The following is a 22809-nucleotide window of genomic DNA, read 5'->3' as shown; positions in this document are numbered from 1 at the left end:
ACTTGACAAACCTTGTTGCTGTTTCTGCAATAACAGGATGCAGGACGTACTCGCCGCCGTCGGGCCGCGGCTCAGGACCATCCGCCAGCAGCGCAACTGCACGCTCGCGGCGCTGTCGGAGAAGACCGGGATCTCCGTCAGCGTGCTGTCGCGGCTGGAGTCCGGGCAGCGCAAGCCCAGCCTCGAGCTGCTGCTGCCGATCGCGCACGCCCACCAGGTGCCCCTGGACGAACTCGTCGGCGCGCCGCCGGTCGGCGATCCCCGAGTGCGGCTGAAACCGGTGCGGCACGGGGACATGACGGTCGTGCCGCTGACCCAGCAGCCCGGCGGCCTGCAAGCGTTCAAGATGATCATCGGCACCGACCGCAGCGAACCCGAGCCGCGAACGCACGAGGGCTACGAGTGGCTGTACGTGCTCGGCGGCAAGCTGCGGCTGGTGCTCGCCGAACACGACATCGTGCTCAAGGTCGGCGAGGCCGCCGAGTTCGACACTCGCCTGCCGCACTGGTTCGGCAGCACCGGGGAAGCGCCGGTGGAGCTCCTCAGCCTGTTCGGCCCGCAGGGCGAGCGCATGCACACCCGCGCGAAACCCCGCGACCGGTAGGCCCGACCGCACCTCCGATCGCGTGCTTCTCGTCGCCCCGGCGGCTTGCCGCGCCGACCGCGGGCTCAACCGTTCCCGGCCGCCGCTGCCGAATCTCCCCGTAGGAAGCGGCACGGTTGCCCCGAAGTCCTCCGTCGAACCGCGGCGCTACACCTTCACGCTGCTCAACGCCTCGGACTCGCCCGTGGCGGTCGCAACAGTGCCGAAAGACCCTGAAGTGTGACTTCCGTCTTCGGTTCGGGGCGGTCGGCGCTGCGGAACCGCCACTGGCGGCACACCGGCCCCGGCCGCCCCAGCCGTTGCGGAATCGGCAGGTCTGGCCCGCCGACGGGTCTTCCACCTGCGGTTATCGTGGTCGGCAATAGGCTGCGAGCTAGCACAGTTGGGAACCGACATGGCTGATCCACACGGCACCGACCACTTCGACGCGACCTTCTCGCGCGACCTCGCATGGGCCCAGAAGCTGCGCGAGCAGCTGGCCGAGATGCCGACGATCGAAGAGCCAGAGCAGGTCGACTGAGCCTCATCCCTCTGCTTCGGGGGCGCGTCCCGCCGGCAGGTGCTCGGCGAGCAGATCCAGCAACTTGTTGACGTCGACCGGTTTGCTCATGCACTCGGTGGCCCCGGCCGCGATGCTCGCTTCCCGGTCGCCCTTCATCGCCTTCGCCGTGATCGCGATGATCGTCAGGTCCCGGTAGCGCGGCATCTCCCGGATGATGCGAATCGTGGCGTTGCCGTCCATCTCCGGCATCATCACGTCCATCAGCACGATCATGATGTCACCCTGGTGCTGCAGCGCGTTGAGCCCGGCCAGCGCGTTGTCCGCGTGCACCACTTGCAGACCGTGTTGCTCCAGCAGCAGGCGCATCGCCTGCACGCTCCGGTAGTCGTCGTCGACGACGAGCACCTTCTCCCCGTTGAACTGCAACGACGCGTGCTCCTCCAGCTCCTCGACGTGCAGCATGTGCTGGTGGCCCTCCTGCCGGATCAGTTCGGTGGACCTCATCGGCGGGTCGATGCCCTCGGCTGACACGTCCAGGCTGGACTCCGCCGTGCTCGGCACGCATCCGCGCGGCGGGCGTTCCGGCACGGCAACCGGCCCGGGCGCGGGCTCGGCGACCGGCTCGACCGGCTTGGCCATCGACGGCTCCATCGGCAGGTACAGCGTGAAGGTGCTGCCCCGCCCGGGCTCGCTGTCCACCTGGAGCTCGCCGCTGAGCAGGGCGGTCAGCTCGCGGCTGATGGACAGCCCCAGACCGGTCCCGCCGTACTTTCGCACCGTGGTGCCGTCCACCTGCTGGAACGCCTCGAAGATCAGGCTCAGCTTGTCGGCGGGGATGCCGATACCGGTGTCGCGCACCGAGAACGCCAGCCGCCGCCGGGCGTGGCGCAGGCCCTGGTCGTGCACCTCGCTGGGCTGGGCCGGGCGGACCCGCAGCTCGACGGCGCCCTTGTCGGTGAACTTCACCGCGTTGGACAGCAGGTTCCGCACGATCTGCTCCAGCCGGTTCCGGTCGGTGCGCACCGTTGGCGGCACCGAGGGCGCCACGGACACCCTGAAGTCCAGCCCCTTGTCCGCCGCCAGCGGCTGGTACAACGACTCCATGTGCGCGGCGAGGTCGACCAGCTCGACGTCCTCCGGCAGCAGGTGCATCTGCCCTGCCTCCACTTTGGACAGGTCCAGCACGTCGTTGATCAGCTGCAGCAGGTCGGTGCCCGCCTGGTGCACGGTCTTGGCCAGATCCACCTGCTGCGAGGTGAGGTTGCCCTCCATGTTGTCGGCCAGCAGCTTCGCCAGGATCAGCACGCTGTTCAGCGGGGTGCGCAGCTCGTGCGACATGTTGGCCAGGAACTCCGACTTGTAGGCGGAGGCCTGGGACAGCTGCCGGGCCCGTTCCTCCAGCTCCTGGCGGGCCTGCTCGATCTCGATGTTCTTCAGCTCGATGTCCCGGTTGCGGCTGGCAAGCAGCGCCGCCTTCTCCTCCAGTTCGGTGTTGGAGCGCTGCAGCTCGGTCTGCTGCTGCTGCAGCTGCTCGGAGCGCGCCTGCAGTTCCTTGGCCAGGTGCTGGGACTCGGCCAGCAGCGCCTCGGTGCGCGAGTTCACCACGATCGTGTTGACGTCGACGCCGATGGTCTCCTTCAGCCGTTCCAGCAGGTCCAGGTGCACCGGGGTGAACTTGTTGACGGACGCCAGCTCGATGACCGCCAGCACCTCGCCCTCGAACAGCACCGGCACGATCGCCACGTCCGCGGGCGCGGTTGCGCCGAGCCCGGAGCTGATCCGGACGTAGTTCGGCGGCACGTCGGTGACCAGGATCGACTTGCGGTCCGCCGCGACCTGCCCGACCAGCGACTCCCCCAGCTCGAAGCGCAGCGGCGGGCCGCCGGCGCGGGCGCCGGGGCGGCCGTAGCCAGCGGTGCGCTCCAGGATCGTGCGGTCGTCCTCCCCCAGCCGGCGCAGGAAGAACGCGCCGTACTGGGCCGACACCAGCGGTGCCAGTTCGGTCATGATCAGCTGGGCGAGCGCGTCCAGGTCGTGCTGGCCCTGCATCAGCGCCGAGATCCGGGCGAGGTTGGTCTTCAGCCAGTCCTGCTCCTGGTTGTCCTTGGTGGTCTCCTTGAGGTTGTTGATCATCGCGTTGATGTTGTCCTTGAGCTCGGCGACCTCGCCGGAGGCGTCCACGGTGATCTGGCGGGTCAGGTCGCCTTCGGTGACCGCGGTGGCCACCAGGGCGATGGCGCGCACCTGGGTGGTGAGGTTGCCGGCCAGCCGGTTGACGCTCTCGGTCAGCCGCCGCCAGGTGCCGGAGACGTCGGCGACCTCGGCCTGGCCGCCGAGCTTGCCCTCGGTGCCGACCTCGCGGGCCACCCGCGTGACCTCGGCGGCGAATGCGGACAGCTGGTTGACCATCGTGTTGATGGTGGTCTTGAGCTCCAGGATCTCGCCGCGGGCGTCCACGTCGATCTTCTTGGACAGGTCGCCGCGGGCCACCGCGGTGGTGACCTGGGCGATGTTGCGCACCTGGTTGGTCAGGTTGCGGGCCATGATGTTGACGTTGTCGGTCAGGTCCTTCCAGGTCCCCGCCACGTTGGGCACCCGCGCCTGGCCGCCGAGGATGCCCTCGGTGCCGACCTCGCGCGCGACCAGCGTGACCTGCTCGGCGAACGCGCGCAGCGTCTCGACCATCCCGTTGATCGTCTCGGCCAGCGCAGCGACCTCGCCCTTGGCCTCCACCATGATTTTCTTGGACAGGTCACCGCGGGCCACCGCGGTGGTGACCTGGGCGATGTTGCGCACCTGGTTGGTCAGGTTGCGGGCCATGATGTTGACGTTGTCGGTCAGGTCCTTCCAGGTCCCCGCCACGCCGTGCACCCGCGCCTGGCCGCCGAGCTTGCCGTCGGTGCCGACCTCGCGGGCCACTCGCGTGACCTCGTCGGCGAACGCCGACAGCTGGTCGACCATCGTGTTGATGGTGTTCTTCAGCTGCAGGATCTCGCCGCGGGCGTCCACGTCGATCTTCTGCGTCAGGTCGCCGCGGGCGACCGCGGTGGCGACCTGCGCGATGTTGCGGACCTGGACGGTGAGGTTGTTGGCCATGAAGTTCACCGAGTCGACCAAGCCGCGCCAGGTGCCGGCCGCGCCGGGCACCTCGGCCTGACCACCCAGCCGGCCCTCGCTGGCCACCTCGCGGGCCACCCGCGTGACCTCCTCCGCGAACCCCGACAGCTGGTCGACCATCGTGTTGATGGTCTCCTTGAGCTCGCGCGTCTTTCCGGAGACCTCGACGGTGATCTTGCGGGTCAGGTCGCCGGCCGCGACCGCCTTGGCGACGTGCGAGATGTCGCGCAGCTGCCCGGTGAGGTCGGCGGCCATCCCGTTGACCGAATCGGCCAGGTCTCTCCAGGTGCCGACCAGGCCGGGCACCTGCGCCTGACCACCGAGCTTGCCCTCGGTGCCGATCTCCCGCGCCACCCTGGTGATCTCCTGGGCGAACAGCGACAGCTGGTCCAGCATCTCGTTGACCGCCGTGCTCAGTCCTGCCAGCTCGCCGGGCAGCGCCGCGTCGGCCGCGCGGCGCGGCATCCGCTGCGACAGGTCGCCGCGGGTGAACGCCCCCAGCACCCGGTTGAGCTCCGCCATCGGCGCCAGCAAGGTGTTGGTCATCGTGTTCACCGAATTCGCGGCGACCGTCCAACCGCCGTGCGCGGAGCCGTCGAAGTCGATCTGCGGGATCGGCCATTCGCCGCGCTCCGCGGCGGCGCTGACCCGCTCCAGCTCGCCGACCAGGAACTGGTTTCGCTCGGCGAGCTCGTTGAACACCGTGGCGACCTCGCTCGCCAACCCGCCACCGGAAAACACCAGGCGACGGCGGAAGTTGCCGTCCCGCAGCTCGCGCAACCCGATCACCAGGCGCAGCAACGCATCCTCACTCACCGGTTGGGCGAGATCCAGCGCCGCGGACGGCACGTCCGGTGGCTGTGACGACATGACGACCTCCGCCCCGGTCAGCGCTTGCCGCGCGAATCGCGGTCCAACCGCAGTTCGGTGGCCAGCACGGCCGCTTCGCTGCGGTGCCGCATGGCCAGCTTGGCCAGCATCTGGGATACGTAGTTCTTGATGGTCTTCTCGGCTAAGAACATGCGGTTGGCGATCTCCCGGTTGGTGAGCCCCTCGCCGATGAGTTCCAGCACCTGCCGCTCGCGCGCGGTCAGCTCGCGCAGCGGGTCGGTCTGCTGCTGCTCCCGGCGCAGCCAGGACAGCATCGCCTCGGTCTTCTTGGGGCTGAGCAGCGACTGCCCGGTCCCGGCGGTGCGGATCGCGGTGACTAGTTCCTCGCTGACCACGCCCTTTAGCACGAACCCGGCGGCGCCGGCCATGATCGCGTCCATCAGGGCGTCGTGGTCGTCGAAGGAGGTCAGCATCAGGCAGCGCAGCTCGGGCAGCTGAGACTGAAGCTCGCGGCAAAGCTCGACGCCGTTGCCGTCCGGCAGCCGCACGTCCAGCACCGCGACGTCCGGGTTGGCCTTCGGCACCCAGGCCAGCGCTTCGGCAACCGTGGCGGCCTCGCCGACCAGTTCGAGGTCCTTCGCGGCCCCAACCAGGGCCGCGATGCCCCGCCGAATCACATCGTGGTCGTCGACCACGAAGACGCGTGTGGTCATCTGATTTTCCCGCCCCCTTCGCCCCGGATTCCTAGGGAGGGCACTGACCAGGATAAATAGCGCCTCTACTGGCCGCTGGCCAGAACCCGCCGAAGGCGGCGACCAGCCGGCACCCGGCGGCAGCCGGGCACCGGTCTCGGGCATCACCTCGCCGCGTAGATGCTCTCCACGAAATGCGCCAACTGCTCCTCACTGAGGTGCCGGGCCAGGTCGGCCTCGCTGATCATGCCGACCAGCTTGTGGTCGGCGATGACCGGCACCCGCCGGATCTGGTGCTGCTCCATCATCGACAGCACCTGATCCACGTCGGAGCCGGCGTCGACCCAGTGTGGCTTGCCCTGGGCCAGTTCCCCGGCCCTCATCTCGGCTGGGTTGCGGCCTTCCGCGCAGCAACGCAGGACGATGTCGCGGTCTGTGATGATGCCGTGCAGCCGGTCGTCCCGACCGCAGATCGGCAACGACCCGACCTTGAGGTCGCGCATCATCTGCGCGGCCGTGTACAGGCTGTCGTCCTCACCGATGCACTTCGCCCCTGCATGCATGATGTCGCGCGCCGTGGTCATGGCTGATCCTTTCGACTGCGGTGCTGAGCTGCCCTCGCACTACCCGCACCGGTCCCCCCCGAAACCGCACGCCGATCAGCCTTATTTCCGCAGCGCAGGGCCCGTGGGCGTGTCGAGGCGAGATGACACCCGGGCACGCTCACGGCCCTGACCAGGCGAAACCATCCAGATGAGGACTGAGGCGGGTGAACGCGTCCGGCCGCACCGGCTCCGGGTGCCGGCCCGGCAGCATCTGCCGGACCGCGTCCGCGATGGTGCGGATCTCGTCGAGGCTGAGCCGCCAGCCCACCGCCGCCGGTTCCGGCACCGGGTGCGAGGTGACCGCCGGGCGACCTTGACCATGACACCATCCACTGTGCGCGTTCCGTAGACGTGCGCCCCACCGGAGTGGTGGATGAAGATCGGAAAGCGCTCGGGCCGGTAGTCGTCGATGGCCTCGGTCCCGAACCAGCTGAGCAGGACCCGCCGCTGCTCCACCAAACGGCGGTCAGCGGCCTGGGCAGGAACCGCGACGCCCACGAGCCCGCACACCACGACTTCGCCGACCTGATGCGTGCCGCCAAGGGTGTGCACCAGAACGCTGTCGCCGTCCTCGACGATGCCGGTGACCTCCGTGTAGCGCAGCACCTTCGCCCCGGCGCCTTCGGTCACCCGGGTGGCGCTCAGCAGCGCCTGCTCGCAGCGCAGGAAACCTGCCTGCTCGTCGAGCACCGCGACCTCGCCGTCGCGCAGCCGGTGCCGCGGATACCGTTGGGCGACTTCGCCTTTCGACAACACCTCGCCCGCGACCCCGGTCTTGCGGACGCTGTCGACCAGCCCGCAAATGTACTCCTCCGCCGGGTCGCCGATCGCCTGACCGCCGCACTGCGTGAGAATGCCGTCCCCGATTCCGCTTCGAGCTCCCGCCACAGCCGCAGCGAATCGCGCAGCAGCGGCACGTACTGCGTCTTCGGCGTAGGCGAGCCGGAATAGGCGCGACTCGCCGCCCACCGCGCCGCGGTCGTGGCGGGGGCGCGAACTGCTCGAAGTCCAGCACATCGATGCTCCGGCGCGTCAGGTGCCAGGCGAGCGTGCTGCCGATCGTGCCGGTCCCGATGATGCCGACCTGGGCGTCGAGGTTGCTTGCCGTCATTTTCTCCGCCACTGTCCGTGACTTTGCACCAGCTGGCGGGCGGGGTCCGGCTCGGATGAATTAGAACGTATATTCCCGGATCCACCGGTGTTGTGGTGAAAGTTTGTGCGGGCGGGGGTCGTGTCGTGGTGGGGCAGATGCCCTCTGGCCTGGGATGATTGTTCTTTGTGAGAGAGACAATCGGTTCCTGGATGAGAGGGCATCTGCTGGATGCAAGCATCGCATAGTGCCGGCGCAGTGTCGGTGAGGTTCGATGATCCGAATCTCGTGTCATGTGTGGGATTGGTACCGGTGATGCGGCTGGCCGAGCAGGTCGGTGTGGCTGATCTGGCTCAGCAGACGGTGAAACTGTCGCCGGATGTGGGGTCGGCGGGGGCGAATCCCGGTGTGAAGGTGTCCTCGATCGTGGCGGGGATGGCCTGTGGTGCGGACTCGTTCGAGGATCTGGGTGTGATCCGTCACGGTGGCATGCCACGGTTGTTCGACGGGATCCGGGCGCCGTCGACACTGGGCACGTTTCTGCGTGGGTTCACCTACGGGCATGTGGCGCAGCTGGAGAAACTCGGCAGGCTAATACTGGAACGCCTGGCCGGGCGGTGCGGGTTGTTGCCGGAGGCCGATGAGCTGGTGTTCGTCGATATCGACTCGAAGATCAAACAGGTCTACGGGGCGGGTAAACAGGGCTCGGCGTACGGGTACACGAAGGTACGGGGCCTGAACTATCTGATGGCCACGATCTCCACCCCTACCGCGGCACCGGTGGTCGCGGCGACCCGGATGCGGGGCGGTAACGCCAATTCCGCCCGCGGCGCGGCGACGCTGATCACCACGGCGATCACCACGGCCCGGGCGTGTGGTGCGACGGGGACGATCGTGGTGCGGGGTGATTCGGCGTTTTTTACCGGCCCGGTCATCGCCGCGATCCGCAACGCCGGGGCGTATTTCTCGGTCACCGCCAAACACACCGCGTCCGTGAAGGCCGCGATCGCCGGGATCGGCGAGGACACATGGCAGACCGTGCGTTTCAACCGGCCGGTCTTCGACGACCGCGCCAAGCGGTGGATCCATGAGGGCGAGATCGCCGAAACGACACTGGAGGCGTTCACCAACGTCACCCAGAATCCCGACCGTGCGGTCACCGCCCGGCTGATCGTGCGCCGCACCCGGATCACCACCACCGATGCCACCGGCGAGTTGTTCCCCGTCTGGCGCTATCACGCGGTGTTCACCGACTCCCCGCACGAGCTGCTCACCGCCGAGGCCGAGCACCGCGGCCGCGCCGGGACGATCGAGCAGGTCTTCGCCGACCTCAATGACTCCGCCGCGGCCCACCTGCCCTCCGGGCAGCTCGCCGCCAACGGCGCCTGGCTGTCCCTGGCCGCCCTGACCCACAACCTGATGCGCGCCGCGGGCAGCCTCGCATCGCAGTTCCACGCCAAAGCCCGCACCGCCACCCTGCGGCGGCACCTCATCACGATCCCGGCCCGTATCGCCCGCTCCGCCCGCCGCATCGTGCTACACCTCCCCGCCGGCTGGCACTGGAAACAGGCCTTCACCAGCCTGTTCACCGCAACCCACTCCCCGCCGACCACGGCCTGCCCCTGACCACACCCGCCCACAAGGCGCCGACCGGAGACCGCAGTGGATAAGCCGGACCACCAGGCCGGCGGACCCCGCACACCCACCACCAGCATTATTGATCAACACCCCCCCAACCTTGATCAACAACCCAAACCAAAACCAATTCGGTGGATCCGGGATATTGAATCCAAGTCTGGTTTGGCCGCAAAACCCCCAGCGCGAGTCATCGTGCCTGTGGGCGACACGAAGACTTGCACTCGAACTCAGAGGTCCTTTGTGGACGGATGAGTCAGTATTCGTGCATGAACCGGTCGAACGCGGCGTTGGCCGCGCCCCACTCGTGGGTGATCAACTCGGTCGGCACGCCCGGCCGGGGTTCGGCGTCCACGGTGACGACGAACCCCGGCTCGGAAATCCGGCGGCGCAGCTGCACCAGGCATCCGCCGGCGGAGCGGCCGAACCGCTCCCCGTTGTCCTTGGACTCGACCTGTCCCGGCTTCAGGGCGGACGAGTCATCGTTCGGGTTTTCCGCCATGCGCCCGTTGTAACCCAAACCGGCGGCCCCGGCACGGCGTTCAGCGCTACGCCTCCGCCCCGAACAGCCGCGCCCCGCCCACGACGCGCTCGATGACAACAGCCGCCACCGCCCCGCGAACAGCACCACCAGCCTGCCGGCCGTGGTCACCGCGGGATCGTAGTTGTATTGCAGGTAGTTGAAGATGTGCACCGGCTGCGTCTGCATGTCCGTGGTGACCACGAACAACGCGACCGTGAGGTCGTCGAACGACGTGATCAGCGAGAAGAACGCGCCGACGATCAGCGAACCCCGCAGCGCGGGCAGCGTGACGTGCCAGAACACATTCGGCGGCGACGCACCGATGACCTGCGGCTGCGCCCTCAGCCGAGCGGTCCAGGCCCGCTAGCCCGGCGAGCACCCGCCGAACGGTGTAGGCACGGTCAGCATCAGGTGCGCCAGAGCCGCAGCGTCACCGGGCTGGACACCAGGCCAAGCTGCGCGAGCCCAGCAACCCGATGCCGAGCACGATCGCCAGCCCCGCGCCCAGCCCGAGCAGCGTGGACACCGCCGCAGCGGCAGCCGCGACGCCGAGGCTGAGCGCGAACGAGCTCAGGAACTCCAGGCTGTGTAGCAGCTCGACGTACCAGCGCCAGCGAAAGGGTGTACGCGAGGAACCAGTGCCCGACACCCTGCTGACCGGACCCGCGTCGTCTGGCAGTGCCGACACTTCCCGGCGTTGTCACACTCACGGCCCCGCGCCCAAGATCGACGCCATTCCCCTGCCGCTGCGACTAAAATCCCCGCGAACGCGCAATGCACGGGGAGCAAATGTCCACAAATTCCGGAACCACCCTGGACGCGGAAACCACGGACCGCATTCCCCGCCCCCTCGCACCGTTCGCCCGCACCCCGGTCCTGACCGTCGCGGCGCTGGTCGCAGGGCTGCTGATGGCCCTCACAACGAGTTACGGCTACGTCACCGACGAGCTCTACTTCCTGGCCGCCGGAAAGTACTACCCGGCTTGGGGATACATGGACCAACAACCGCTGGTCCCCCTGCTCGCCGCATTCCTCGACCGGATGTTTCCCGATTCCCCGTTCGCCTTCCGGCTGCTCCCAGCCGTGGCAACAGCACTCGGTGCGATCATCACCGCCCTGATCTCCCGAGAACTGGGCGGGAACCGGAAAGCCCAAGCCCTCGCCGCGACGGCCTATCCGCTGTCCCCGTGGATCCTGCTCAACGGGCACTGGCTGACGGCGTCCACAATGGAGCTCCTCCAGTGGACGGCGATGCTCTGGCTGCTGATCCGCTGGGCCAGGCTGAGGCACGGCGGAATCACCCGCGACCGGCTGCTGCTCGGAATCGGCCTGCTCACCACCCTCGCGGTACAGACGAAGTTCCAGGTGGTCGTCCTGGTCACGGCACTCCTCCTGAGCATCGCGTGCACCGGACCCAGATCCCTCTTCACCCGGCCCATGCTGTGGCTGGCCGCCGCGATCCCGCTGGTCACGGCTATCCCAACGCTGTGGTGGCAAGCCGCGAACGGCTGGCCCGCCCTGGACATGAGCTCCGCGGTCAACAGCGAGAACGACCGGCTGTTCCTGCTGCCCACCGCCCTCCTCTACGCCGGTCTGGTGGTGGGCGCGGTGTCCTGCTGCTACGGCCTCGTCCGGCTCCTGCGAGCCCCGGAGCTGGCCCCGTTCCGGTTCCTCGGCTGGGGCACGACCGCGGTGTTCCTGTTCTTCCTGGTAGCCGGCGGCCGTCCGAACTACGTCGCGGGCCTGTTCGGGCTGCTCTTCGCCGCGGCGGCCACCGGGCTGCAGCGACACTCTGGGAAGCTGCTGTGGCCCGCATACCTGCTGTCGGCGGTCCTGCCACTGGTGGCGCTGCCGATCTACCCGCTGGGATTCCTCGCCCGCCATCCCGAGTTCCCCAGCTACGCCCGCCTCTACGAGACCGGCTGGCCGGAGCTGACCGAATCCGTCGCCCACGCATACCGAGCGCTACCGGCCGAGCAGCAGCGCCGCACGGTGATCGTCGCCGAGAGCTACTACCTGGCCGGAGCTCTCGACGTCCGCGGCCGGAAAGCCGGCCTGCCACGCACCTACAGCCCGCACCGCGGCTACTGGTTCTTCGGTGCACCACCGGACGACGCCGACACCGTGCTGTACATCGGGAAGCAACACCCGCTGGCCGACCACTTCGGACAGTCGCGCGAGCTCGGCGAGATCGAGACCGGCCTGGTCAACATGGTCCAGAGCAACACGATCACGCTCTACCAGAACCCGAAGCAGCCGTGGCACACGCTGTGGCCGCAGATCCGCACCATGTGACGCTCAGCGAGGTCCCCAAGGCCCGCCGGGCCGAGGGCCATTAGGGCCCGGCGGCTGCGGCGGATGCCCCGGCGGACGGTGCCCGCCGGGCGGGAACCCGCCGGGCGGCGGGCCACCGAAGCCCGACGGGCGCGGCTGGTAGGTCGGCAGCTGGCCCGATGCCAGCTGCGCCGGTGGTGCGAAAAAGCCGGACCGCTCCTGCCGCGCCCACGGCGGCGGGGGCGCCTGCGGCATCCGCCGGAAGAACGCGTCCCGCGCAGTCCGCATCAACCCCAAGATGGCCTCCCGCCTGGCGAAGAACTTCTCCGGCGGGATCGTCTCCTTCTCCGCGTGCGCGTGCAAGAGTGCCAGTTCGGTTGCCGCCAACTGATAGTCACCCATCGCCCGCGCCCCGTTCGCGCCCGCCTGCGCGCGCGCCCAGTGCCGGGCCTTCCGCCGCCCGGCGAGGCTGCCGAGCATCTGCACGTCGTTGGGCTGCACCAAGCCGCTCGGGATGTAGGCGGGCAGGTACTTGCGGATCAGGTGCACCAGCCGCTTGCGGTCCAGCACCACGACCACGACCAACGCGACCAGCACCAGGAAATCAACCAGGTACGCCACCACCATGCCCAGGAAACCGGCGAACGTCAGGCTGCCGTTCCACAGCGCGTGCAGGAAGACCGCGCCGCACCATCCGCCGACCACCGCGAAGAACCGGCCCGGGCCGCGGTGCGTCGCGGCGTAGGCGACGCCGAGCCCGGTCATCGCGGTGTAAAGCGGATGCCCGAGCGGCGCGATCACGCCGCGGATCAGCACCGTCCCCCAGATCTCCCCGGTCTCCGCGCCCAATCCCTGCATGTAATAGAGGACGTTCTCGACCAACGCGAAGCCCAGCCCGCACATCCCGGCGTACACGATGCCGTCGGTCGGCCCGTCGATCTCGTGCCGCCGCACCCACAGCAAGTACAGCAGCAGCGCACCCTTGAAGCTTTCCTCGACCACCGGGGCCACGACCGACACCGTGATCACCGAAGCGACCTCGGCACCCAGCGCCGGAGCCATCAGGAGCTCGCTGCCGGTGTTCACGATCAGCGCGCCGATGATGGCGACCCCGGCACCCCAGCCGAAGGCCAGCCACAGGCTGAGCTGCGGCTCCGGCTCCAACCTGTCGATGAGCAGGATCAGCGCGATGAGCACGACCGCGGTCGGCAGCGCCAGCGCGGTGCCGATCACGACGTTCACCGGCCCGCCCTGCAGCAGGTAGAAGGCGAGCGCCAGCAGCAGGCAGAAACCGGACACCACCAGGCCGATGATCAGCGCTATCGGCGCGCGGTTGGAGCTGCGGCCTTCCAGGACGGACCGAGGACTGAGTGCGGGCATGCCCGCGAGCGTAAGAGATGACCTCCGGATCTGCCCCGAGGGGTGTTGTGCTCCACGTCCGGTTTGACGTCGTAGTCGCCCAGCCGCACGCACAACACCACCCACATCCCGGCGGCCTGTTCTTACTCGGTGGGCAGGGCGATGAAGGGCCGCAGCGACGTGTGGTCGCGCGCCCGTCCACCACCAACTCGGCGCCCGCCTCGACCGCAGCGTCCACAAAGGACGTCACGCGGTCCCGGTGGGCGGCGGTGACCAGCGGGCCCATGTCGCAGTTGCGCCGACCGTCACCGACGCTGAGCTTGGCCATCCGCTCGGCGATCTTGGCGACGAGCTCGTCGCCGACCGGGTCGACGGCGACGACCGCGGAGATGGCCATGCACCGCTCCCCTGCCGAGCCGAACCCGGCGGACACCGCGGCGTCGGCGGCCAGGTCGAGGTCGGCGTCCGGCAGCACCACCATGTGGTTCTTCTCCCCGCCGAGCGCCTGCACCCGCTTGCCGTTGCCAGTGCCGGTCTCGTAGACGTACCGCGCCACCGGCGTGGAGCCGCCGAACGACACGGCCCGCACCGTCGGGTGCGCCAGCAGCGCGTCGACCGCGACCTTGTCGCCGTGCACCACGTTGAACAGGCCGTCGGGCAGCCCCGCCTCCTGCCACAACTGCGCGATGAGTTCGCCGCCGACGGATCCTGCTCGCTGGGCTTGAGCACCACGGTGGTGCCGCAGGCGATGGCGTTGGGCACGAACCAAAGCGGCGCACACAGCCCGGTTCCGAGCCCCCGAAGTTAGTTCGCCAGGACTGAACCGCATGCCTGCGTTGCGAAGCAACTGCACCAACCAAAACACTCGCGGCCACCACGCTCATCCCGAGAAAGGTGCCGTGGTGGCGGGTGTAGCCTGAGGCCGCTGGCCGCGCACCAACGGCACCTCCCCCCAGTGGCTGTCGGTGCGTGGCCGGCTTCGGCGAGATCACCGCGGAGAAGAACGCAACGCCAGTTGATTTCTCGCGCAATCACTTGCTTCGCACAACGGACCGTCGGCTCCCTGATGACGGTGCGTGCGCGCCGACCCGGTTCACCCCCAGTTCAGGTGAAGGGTCGATCATCTTCCCAGGAGATCGTTGGGCTGAATGGGTCATGCCCGCCCACCGCACGTCACGTGTCGCCCGTGCGCCAGTCCCGTTCGCGGAGGTGGGGAAGATGTTCCGATCCAAGGACCACCGGCAAACTGCCGAACACCAGCAACGCCAGCGCGATGGCGGACCGATCGACACTCCGCGCGGGGATGTCGTTCCCGTGGCCGGACGACTCGACGGGAGCGCCTCATGAACGGCACAGTGGTGGTGCGCTTCGCGTTCGGGGTGGTAGGCGAATCCCGCCGCCAAGCGCACCTCTCGACCGCCCCTGAGAGCGGCCTCCCGGAGCACTGGCTGACGTTCTGCGGCCTGGAGATACCCGCGACCGTCGCCGAGGTGTCCACGAAACTTGCCGGCATGCCGTGCGTGGGCTGCCTCAGCTACCCCGGCGGCACCGCGAGCACGCTCCCAGGTTCGCCATGACAACACGAACCGCACCTGCCCGGAGACCGGACAGGTGCGGTTCGTCGAAGCAGATCAGCGCGAGAACGTCACCGATCGCACCTTGACCCCAGCCGGGGCGCTCTCGCCGGGCCGCAGCACGTAGAACACGTCCGTGGCGCAGCTGTCGTCCAGGTAGACGACCGCCGTGGCGTCGGTCCGGTTCTGCACCCGGTAGGCCGGGACGAACCGGTTGGGCAGGTCGAGCCGGTGGCAGAACCGCCCGGCCGGATCGAAGAGCCCATCCCGCTGGACCGCGCCGGACCGGTCGAACGAGTAGATGAACTCGCCCTGCGCCGCGAGCGCGGAACCGGGCAGCGTGAGCAGCAGACCGGCCGTACCGAGAGCCGCGGTGACAATTGCGCGTAGCCGCATCGAAATCGTCCCTTCTTCGGAAAAAACGGACACTACGCCGCAATAGTCGTGCGCCCGGCAGCACGCGCCACCCTGATCACCCGCTGGTGGGGTGATCACCGGCGGATTCACCGATCGGCCCTACCGCGCAGCGGCCAGGGAGAGCGCGAAATCCGCCGCGTCGTCCAGCCACCAGCGGTGCAGCTCGAAGCCTGCCACCGCGAGCTCGTCGCGGACGCGATCGTGCCGGAACTTCGCCGAGACCTCGGTGCGGATCTCCTCGCCCTCGGCGAAATCCGCCGTCAACCCCAGTTCCGGCAGCCCGACCCGCATCGGCCGCTGCGCCCGCAGCCGCATCTCGATCCACTCATGCTCGGCGTTCCACAACGCCACGTGCCGGAAGTTCTCGGGCTCGAAGTCGGCGCCGAGTTCCCGGTTGAGGACCCGCAGCACGTTGCGGTTGAACTCCGCGGTCACGCCCCGCGCGTCGTCGTAGGCACGGACCAGCCGGTCGGGGTCCTTCACCAGGTCGGTGCCCAGCAGCAGCCACTCCCCCGGCCGCAGCGCCGCGCGCACGGCGGCGAAGAACCGGGCGCGCTCGGCGGGGAGCAGGTTCCCGATCGTGCCGCCGAGGAACGCGACCAGCCGCTTGGCGCCCGCGTTCAACGCGGAGAGACCGCTGGTGAAGTCGTCGACGACGCCGCGCACGTGGAGTTCCGGGTAGTCCAGCGCGATGGACTCCACCGCGGCGCGCAGCGCGGAGCCCGAGACGTCCAGCGGCACGAACCGCTCCAGGGTTTCGTTCTTGCGCAACGCGTCCAGCAGCAGCCGGGTCTTCTCCGACGAACCGGACCCGAGCTCGACCAGGGTGGCCGCGCCGGTGATCTCGGCGACCTCCAGGGCGCGCTGCTGGAGGATCTGCTGCTCGGCCCGGGTCTGGTAGTACTCCGGCAGGACCGTGATCTGATCGAAGAGGTCGCTGCCGACGGCGTCGTAGAACCACTTGGGCGACAACCACTTCGGGCTGTCAGTCAAGCCCACGCGGACCTCGGTGCGCAGTTCGCGGGCCGCGTCTTCCTCGGTGAATCGGACTACCAGTTCCGGCTCGCTCATCGCTCTCCTTCCGACAACGACGACACCTGCACGTTCTCGGTGTCCGCGACGAGCAGGCACCGGTCCGGGACCTCCATCCAGCCGGTGTCCGCGCCGAACGGCTCGGAGGCCACCGCCACCGCCGTCTCGGTGCGGCGCACCCACAAAGAATGCGTCCAGGTGGTGGCAATGAGCCGGGTACCGTCGGAGAGCAGCAGGTTCAGCCGCGAATCCGGCGCGGTGGCGACGACCTCGCCGACAAGCTCCTGCACCGCCTGGTCCGGCTCCGCCCCCTCGACCAACCGCTGCCGCAGCAACGCCCACAACAGCGCCGAGTCGGTCGACGCATCCAGAGTCAGCAGATCCACGACTTCCACTCGGGCGGCCAGTTTCGCCAGCGAATCGGGCCAGCCGGTGACCCGGCCGTTGTGGCTGAACAGCCAGGTGTCGTCGGTGAACGGGGCGCACGCGCCAGGCACCACTGGCATCCCGACGGTCGCCGAGCGGACCGCCGCGACAACCGCGCCGCTGCGCACGTCCGCGGCGACCTGCCGGAAGGATCCGTCGACCCACATCGGAACCGCGGCGCGGTAGCTGGCGGTGGAGCCGTCCGGCCGGTACCAGCCGACGCCGAAGCCGTCGGCGTTGACCGTGCCGCCGCCGCGCATGTCGTCGGGCGCCCACGCCTGCTCCAGCAGCGAATGGTCCGGTTCGAGCAGCAGTTCCGCCAGCGACACAGCTGGCCCCAGATACCCCAGGTGTCGGCACATCGGTCAGTCGCGCTCCCCGCGTCGTGGTGTCCGGGCGCACCGGAATCCGGCGAAGACCTGCCGCCGGATCGGGTAGTCCCAGTTCCGGAAGGTGCCGCGGCACGCGGTGGCGTCGGTGCCGAAGGAACCGCCGCGCAGCACCTTGTAGTCGGCCCCGAAGAACACCTCGGAGTACTCGCGGTACGGGAAGGCCGAAAAGCCTGGATATGGCAGGAAATCCGTCGCCGTCCACTCCCACACGTCGCCGATGAGCTGCCGCGCGCCGCACGGCGCGGCCCCGTCCGGATACGCCCCGGCGGGTGCCGGTTGCAGGTGCCGTTGGCCGAGGTTGGCGTGTTCGGGCCGCGGATCGTCGTCGCCCCACGGGTACCGGCGGGACCGGCCACTGGCGGGATCGAAGCGCGCGGCCTTCTCCCACTCGGATTCGGTGGGCAGCCGCTTGCCCGCCCACGCCGCGTACGCCGCGGCTTCGTGGAAGCTGACGTGCACCACCGGCTCGTCCGGCGGTACCGGTTCGACGTGGCCGAACCTGCGCCGCAGCCACCGGTCGCCGTCGAGGCGCCAGAACCGCGGCGCCCGCAGCTCGGCGCGTTGCCGGTACGCCCAGCCCGCGTCGCTCCACCAGCGCGGATCGTCGTACCCACCGGCGTCGATGAAAGCCAAGTACGCGCCGTTGGTGACCGGCGTGCTGTCGAGGTAGAAGTCGTCGACGTGCACTTGGTGCGCCGGTCGCTCGTTGTCCAGTGCCCAGGGTTCCGCCGAAGTGCCCATCGTGAACGGCCCGCCGGGCACGAACACCTCGGCCGGGAGCGCTGCGGCACCGGGCGGCGGCGGTTCCGCGGTGAGGGCCGGTGGCCCGTCCCGCAACTGGTGGGTGGCCAGCATCGTTTCATCGTGCTGCTGCTCGTGCTGCACGATCATGCCGAATGCGAAGGCGTGCTCGACCAGCCGCCGCCCCCCGAGTGGAACTCGGTCGATCAGGTCGAAGACCTTCGTACGCACCGTCCCGACGTAGTCGCGCGCCTCGGCCGGCCCCAGCAGCGGCAGTTGCGGGCGGTCGGCGCGGGTGTGCTGGAAGGCGTCGTAGAGGTTGTCGATGTCCGGGCGGATCGCCGGTGCGCCGCCGACATCGCGCACCAGCCACAACTCCTCCTGGCTGCCGATGTGCGCCAGGTCCCAGACCAGCGGCGACATCAACGGCGAATGCTGTTTAACGAGGTCCTCGTCGTCGACGGCGTCGGTCAGCACCGCGCTGCGCTCGCGGGTGCGCGCCAGTTCGGCGGCCACGTGCGAGCGCAAGTTCGATATCCCCAGATCGGCCAGATCTTGCGTGCTTCCCACCGGTCACCTCCGGTTCTTCAGCGTTCGTCGGCTGCAGCGAGCCGCTTCGCCACGAAATCCGCCAGCCGGTCGGGCAGTCCCGGCGGGCTGTCCAGATCCTGCAAGTGCCGGCACGCCAGGCCGAAGACATCGCGGGCGGTGCGCGCCAACGCCCGGTCCCGCAGGCCGTGCCGTGCGGCGTGCACCCAGCGGCCGACCGCCGGTGACGCCACCGAGAGCACCTTGTCCACCGTGGATTCCTCGCGGAACAGCGCGATCAGCGCCCCGGCGGGCAGCATCCAGTCCTGGCCGGGCTGCGCATCGAGGTAGCGAACCTCGAAGTAGCCGCGCGGCCGCACCGGTGGGAACACCGTGGACAGGTGGTAGTCGAGATCGTCGCGGGTGGGCCGATCCGGCAGCGCGCCGTGGATCCACTCGGCGAAGCTGACGCCGCTGGGCGCCGTCCAGTCGCCGTTGTCGCGGCGCTGGCACACGATCGCGGTGTCGAGCACCCGCTTGGCCCAGCCGGCGGCCGGGTCGACTGTGATCGGGCCGGGCCGGGTGCGCGGCGGATCGGTGCGCAGCAGCGCGCGGGTGCGGGTGGATACCCAACCGGTGCGTTCGCCGAACAGCATTGGCGAGTTCGCGAACATCGCCATCATCACCGGCCCCAGCGCGTGCAGCGCAGCCCAGCGAGCGGCCACCCGGTCTGGTTCGCCGGCGTCGAGGCAGACCTGCACCCCAGCGGTGCTGCACATCATCAACCGGCCGTCCAGGCCGATGCGATCGAAGGCGGTTTCCATCGCGGCGTAACGCGGGACCTGCAGGATCCGGTTCGGGTACCGCCACGGGTCGGTGCCCTGGTCGCCGAGTACCAACCCGGCGGCGCGCAACCGGCGCTCGACGTATTCGGCGTCGGCTGCGACGACTTCGAACAGCGACCGCATGGACGTGGTGGGAAGGCTGGAGACCTCGACCTGGCCACCGGGTTCGACGGTGAGCACGGAGCCGTTGGGCAACTTCCGCCGCGGGCTGTCGGGGACCAGGGAGCGCGGGGCGTGCGGGCCGAGCGCGGCGATCAGCGTCGCCGGGTCGAGCGTTCGGGTCGGGTCGTCGGAGTGGTGCACGGTCCATTCGAGTTCGACGCCGAGCAGTCGCGGTGGGCCGTGCTTGAAGCACACCGACGCCACGTAGGCCTCCGCCTCGGCCCGGGTACGGACCCGGGAGGACGGGAAGTCAGCGGCTGCAGGATCGGTCGAAACGGGCAATGTGATCACCTCCTGTAATTTGCCGGTTACCGACGCTACCGCTCCCCTCTGACGTCCGCGACCCTTGTTCTTGATCCCGACAACTGCTACGAGAACGGGAAATGTCGTTTCCCCGCCCCCCTTTTCCCGAATCGCGACCGGCGCACGAGTAACGACTCCGCTGGGTGTGGCGACCATACGATTCGGAAGGTCCCACCAGGGGGTGGGACAGCGCAGCAAAACGTACGTACGGATTGCAATGTGGCGGCCGGACCTGGGACGATCAGACCATGCCTCGGGTCAGCCAAGACCACCTCGACGCCCGGCGCCGTCAGATCCTCGACGGCTCCCGGTCGTGCTTCGCACGCTTCGGCTACGAAGGCGCCACCGTACGACGGCTGGAAGAAGCGACCGGACTGTCCCGCGGCGCGATCTTCCACCACTTCAAGGACAAGGAATCGTTGTTCCTCGCGCTGGCCGAGGACGACGCGACCCGGATGGCCGACGTGGTCGCCGAGCAGGGGTTGGTGCAGGTGATGCGCAACCTACTCGACGATCCCGCCGACGGCGGCGACGCCCCCGGCGTGGACTGGCTCGGCGCCCGCCTGGAGGTGTCCCGCCGGCTGCGCACCGACGAGGAGTTCCGGGCGCGCTGGGCACAGCGCTCCGAGCAGTTGACCGCGGCCACCCGCGCCCGCCTGAAGTGGCAGCGCGACGCCGGGAACCTCCGGGACGACGTCGACGTGGACGTGCTGACCGCCTACCTGGAGCTGGTACTGGAAGGTCTCCTGTCGCACCTGGCGATGGGCCTGCCTGCCGCGCACCTCGGCTCGGTGCTGGACCTTGTCGAGGAGAGCGTCCGCCGCCACCGCGGCGGCTGAGGGCCGGGTCGGTGCCCTCGAATCGGCGCTCCAGCTCCCACCGCCGCGGGTTTCTCAGAGGTCGTCCCGTGAGCACGGCCGCTCGGACTTCCCGGAGTTCAGGCGGCGTCCGAGGTTCCGCTGCTCGTATCGCCGTGCAGAATTGAGTTCGGAGACGAGGGCTAAGGATCGGTGCGGCGCATGTGGAGCGAGTGGTGGAACCGCTTCCTCGCTTCCGACCCATCCCTGCGCCGACTGCGCACCGCAGCTCGGGTGACGTTGTCGGTCGCGCTCGCGATCGTGGTCATGCTGCCGCTGCTCGCGTGGTGGGGGCAGCCGCTGCCGCTGGCGATGATCGGCGCGGTGGTGGCGATCAACTCCTCGCTCGGCGTCAACGACCCGGACCGGCGACAACAGCAGATCACCAACCTGCTGATGCCGCTGCCCGCGGCGGTCGCGCTGCTGCTGTCGATCCTCACCGCGCCGTGGCCGCTGCTGCACAGCCTGCTGTTCCTGGTGGTGATCTTCGCGGCCACCTACATCCGGCGGTTCGGCCCGCGGTTCTTCCCGCTGGGCATGGTCGCGTTCATGGGCTACTTCTTCGCGATGTTCCTGGGCCCGCAGCTGCCGCAGCTGCCCGCGCTGATCGCGGCTGCAGTCGCAGGGGCACTGTCCGCGTTCGTGATGCGGTTCGTGGTGCTGCGCGACGATCCCGAAGGCGTGCTCGAACGCGGCCGCCGCACGCTGCTCGCCCAGGTGCACGGCCTGCTGCACGCGGTGCGCGACGTCGCCGAGCACCCGGATTCGACGCAGCGCCGCCGTGAACTGCACAACCGCTCGGTCCGGCTCAACGAGACCTCGCTGATGCTGGAGAACACCGTAGGCCAGCTTGACACCCTCGACGAGGCCGGCCGCGAGCTGCTGCGGCAGCGCATCCTGGACGTCGAGCTCGCGGCCGAGAACCTGCTCACCCCGCTGATGCGACTGGTCGACCACCCCAGCGGCGGCGACACCGTGCCGCACGCGATCCGCGCGCTGCTCGCGGTGTTGCGTGCCGAGCCGGAGGAAATCCGGGACGCCACCCGGCTGGTCGCCGAGCGGATCGAGCAGCAGGGTTCGGTGGAGGTCGCGATGGCGGTGCGGCGGCTCGGCGCAAGGCTCGCGGAACTGGCCGACGCGACCGGCGAACTCGGCGGGGAGCGCCAGGTCGAGGAAGCACCGGAATCGGCCGAGGAACCGGAATCGGCCGACGGCGAAGGCGAGACCGGGCTGCAGCGGCCGGAGCTGCGGATGGCGATCCAGGTGACCTGCGCGACGGCGCTGGCGATCATGTTCGGCCAGCTCGTGTCCCCGAACCGGTGGTACTGGGCGGTGATCACCGCGTTCGTAGTGTTCATCAGCACCAACAGCCGCGGCGAGCTACTGGTCCGGGCGTGGCAGCGCACCGCGGGCACCATGCTCGGGGTGGTGACGGGCATCCTGGTCGCCGCGCAGATCGCTGGCAACACCCCGGCCGAGATCGCGATGATCCTGGTCTGCGTGTTCCTCGGCTTCTACTTCGCGGGCTACTCCTACGCGGTGATGACGTTCTTCATCACCACCTTGCTCGGCGCGCTCTACGGGATGCTCGGCACCTTCGACGTGGCGGTCCTGGAGGAGCGCCTGTGGGAGACGGCGGTCGGCGCGGCGGCGGGTGTGCTGGCGGCGGTGTTCGTGCTGCCCACCCGCACCCGCACCCTGGTCCGCGACAACATCCAGGACTTCCTGCTGTCGCTGCGCGACTTCCTGCGCGGCACGGGCACCGAGATCAGCGAGCAGGCCACGGCCAACGGGCTGCAGGAGTCGATGCGGGAGCTCGACGACGGGCTGCAGCGGGTGATCAACAGCGCGAAGCCGCTGACCAGCTACCGGCTGCGCTCCCGGCGAAGCCAGGTCCAGCGGTCGGTGGCGATGCTCAGCGGCTGCGCCTACTACGTGCGCAACCTGGCGGTGGCGCTGTCGGCCACTGTGGACATGGTCGACGACGACACGCGCAACCGGCTTTCCGAACTGCTTTGGGCGCTGGCCGACGCGGTGGAGTCGATGACCGACGAGGCCCAGGTCAGCTTCGAAGCGGCGATGGCCTCGGCGCACCACACGGCCGACGCCCTGCACGACATCGCCGAATCGCTGACCGACGGCCCCACTTCCCTGCACCGCAGCATCCGCTGGCTCGACCGCACCACGCAGGTCGTCGAAGACCTGGCCCGCGAGCTCGGCGCGGCCACCTCCGACAAACAACAGGTCGGCTGAGCTCTCGCTCGAACCGGCGATCACCCGGTGGGCTGAGCGGCGATCCC

Annotated in this window: 19 protein-coding genes and 1 pseudogene; 7 read left to right on the top strand and 13 right to left on the bottom strand. The window is 69.2% G+C overall.

The window, feature by feature from the left end:
• The first annotated feature begins 37 nt into the window (after positions 1-37).
• Complete coding sequence (locus SSPN_RS0104505) at positions 38-604, top strand: helix-turn-helix domain-containing protein (protein WP_010692596.1); 567 nt, start codon at positions 38-40, stop codon at positions 602-604.
• Positions 605-998: 394 nt separating this feature from the next.
• Positions 999-1124, top strand: coding sequence for a hypothetical protein (locus tag SSPN_RS61445; RefSeq protein WP_272941725.1), 126 nt, complete (start codon positions 999-1001; stop codon positions 1122-1124).
• Between the two features lie 3 nt (positions 1125-1127).
• Here the strand turns inward: SSPN_RS61445 and SSPN_RS0104495 are convergent, their stop codons facing one another.
• From SSPN_RS0104495 to SSPN_RS42450, 4 genes are all read right to left on the bottom strand, one after another.
• Positions 1128-5093, bottom strand: coding sequence for a HAMP domain-containing protein (locus tag SSPN_RS0104495; protein ID WP_010692594.1), 3966 nt, complete (start codon positions 5091-5093; stop codon positions 1128-1130).
• 17 nt (positions 5094-5110) lie between these two features.
• Complete coding sequence (locus SSPN_RS0104490) at positions 5111-5767, bottom strand: response regulator (RefSeq protein ID WP_010692593.1); 657 nt, start codon at positions 5765-5767, stop codon at positions 5111-5113.
• A gap of 143 nt (positions 5768-5910) precedes the next feature.
• Positions 5911-6330: a CBS domain-containing protein gene (locus tag SSPN_RS0104485; RefSeq protein ID WP_010692592.1), complete on the bottom strand. Its 420-nt coding sequence runs from the start codon at positions 6328-6330 to the stop codon at positions 5911-5913.
• A gap of 81 nt (positions 6331-6411) precedes the next feature.
• Entirely contained in the window at positions 6412-7368 is a 957-nt protein-coding gene (locus SSPN_RS42450; protein ID WP_083821598.1) for an FAD-dependent oxidoreductase, read from the bottom strand.
• Between the two features lie 304 nt (positions 7369-7672).
• On the opposite strand from SSPN_RS42450, the gene SSPN_RS0104475 reads away from it, so the two are divergent.
• Positions 7673-9067: an IS1380 family transposase gene (locus SSPN_RS0104475; protein ID WP_029534967.1), complete on the top strand. Its 1395-nt coding sequence runs from the start codon at positions 7673-7675 to the stop codon at positions 9065-9067.
• Between the two features lie 265 nt (positions 9068-9332).
• Here SSPN_RS0104475 and SSPN_RS50390 read toward each other — a convergent pair whose 3' ends face one another.
• Entirely contained in the window at positions 9333-9923 is a 591-nt protein-coding gene (locus SSPN_RS50390; protein ID WP_272941747.1) for an ABC transporter permease, read from the bottom strand.
• A 106-nt stretch (positions 9924-10029) separates the two neighbouring features.
• Complete coding sequence (locus SSPN_RS48620) at positions 10030-10287, bottom strand: hypothetical protein (RefSeq protein ID WP_010692588.1); 258 nt, start codon at positions 10285-10287, stop codon at positions 10030-10032.
• A 101-nt stretch (positions 10288-10388) separates the two neighbouring features.
• On the opposite strand from SSPN_RS48620, the gene SSPN_RS0104460 reads away from it, so the two are divergent.
• A complete protein-coding gene (locus SSPN_RS0104460) occupies positions 10389-11894 on the top strand; it encodes an ArnT family glycosyltransferase (protein WP_010692587.1) in 1506 nt (501 codons plus the stop codon).
• Positions 11895-11897: 3 nt separating this feature from the next.
• Here the strand turns inward: SSPN_RS0104460 and SSPN_RS0104455 are convergent, their stop codons facing one another.
• Positions 11898-13253, bottom strand: a complete 1356-nt coding sequence (locus SSPN_RS0104455; RefSeq protein WP_010692586.1) for a PrsW family intramembrane metalloprotease — start codon at positions 13251-13253, stop codon at positions 11898-11900.
• 169 nt (positions 13254-13422) lie between these two features.
• Positions 13423-14006 (bottom strand): annotated as a pseudogene (locus tag SSPN_RS50385) (aldehyde dehydrogenase family protein); the annotation flags it as partial.
• Positions 14007-14575: 569 nt separating this feature from the next.
• Here SSPN_RS50385 and SSPN_RS0104445 point away from each other — a divergent pair.
• Entirely contained in the window at positions 14576-14809 is a 234-nt protein-coding gene (locus SSPN_RS0104445) for a hypothetical protein (RefSeq protein ID WP_010692584.1), read from the top strand.
• A 54-nt stretch (positions 14810-14863) separates the two neighbouring features.
• Here the strand turns inward: SSPN_RS0104445 and SSPN_RS0104440 are convergent, their stop codons facing one another.
• The 5 genes from SSPN_RS0104440 to egtA form a co-directional block, all read right to left on the bottom strand.
• Positions 14864-15202, bottom strand: coding sequence for a hypothetical protein (locus tag SSPN_RS0104440; protein WP_010692583.1), 339 nt, complete (start codon positions 15200-15202; stop codon positions 14864-14866).
• A 120-nt stretch (positions 15203-15322) separates the two neighbouring features.
• Positions 15323-16294 (bottom strand): L-histidine N(alpha)-methyltransferase, encoded by a 972-nt coding sequence (gene egtD, locus SSPN_RS0104435; RefSeq protein WP_010692582.1) that lies wholly within the window; start codon positions 16292-16294, stop codon positions 15323-15325.
• Positions 16291-17043, bottom strand: a complete 753-nt coding sequence (gene egtC, locus SSPN_RS0104430; protein WP_029534964.1) for an ergothioneine biosynthesis protein EgtC — start codon at positions 17041-17043, stop codon at positions 16291-16293. Before egtC ends, egtD begins: the two co-directional genes overlap by 4 nt.
• 3 nt (positions 17044-17046) lie before the next feature.
• Positions 17047-18384, bottom strand: a complete 1338-nt coding sequence (gene egtB / locus SSPN_RS0104425) for an ergothioneine biosynthesis protein EgtB (protein WP_010692580.1) — start codon at positions 18382-18384, stop codon at positions 17047-17049.
• Between the two features lie 17 nt (positions 18385-18401).
• Positions 18402-19631, bottom strand: coding sequence for an ergothioneine biosynthesis glutamate--cysteine ligase EgtA (gene egtA, locus SSPN_RS0104420; protein ID WP_010692579.1), 1230 nt, complete (start codon positions 19629-19631; stop codon positions 18402-18404).
• Between the two features lie 269 nt (positions 19632-19900).
• On the opposite strand from egtA, the gene SSPN_RS0104415 reads away from it, so the two are divergent.
• A complete protein-coding gene (locus tag SSPN_RS0104415) occupies positions 19901-20491 on the top strand; it encodes a TetR/AcrR family transcriptional regulator (protein WP_010692578.1) in 591 nt (196 codons plus the stop codon).
• 180 nt (positions 20492-20671) lie between these two features.
• Positions 20672-22762, top strand: a complete 2091-nt coding sequence (locus tag SSPN_RS0104410) for an FUSC family protein (RefSeq protein WP_010692577.1) — start codon at positions 20672-20674, stop codon at positions 22760-22762.
• Positions 22763-22809: the final 47 nt, after the last annotated feature.

This window comes from Saccharopolyspora spinosa NRRL 18395 (genome assembly GCF_000194155.1).
GTDB classification, from domain to species: domain Bacteria; phylum Actinomycetota; class Actinomycetes; order Mycobacteriales; family Pseudonocardiaceae; genus Saccharopolyspora; species Saccharopolyspora spinosa.
The sequence above is the reverse complement of the archived record's forward strand: the minus strand, read 5'-3'. Positions and strand labels throughout refer to the sequence as shown.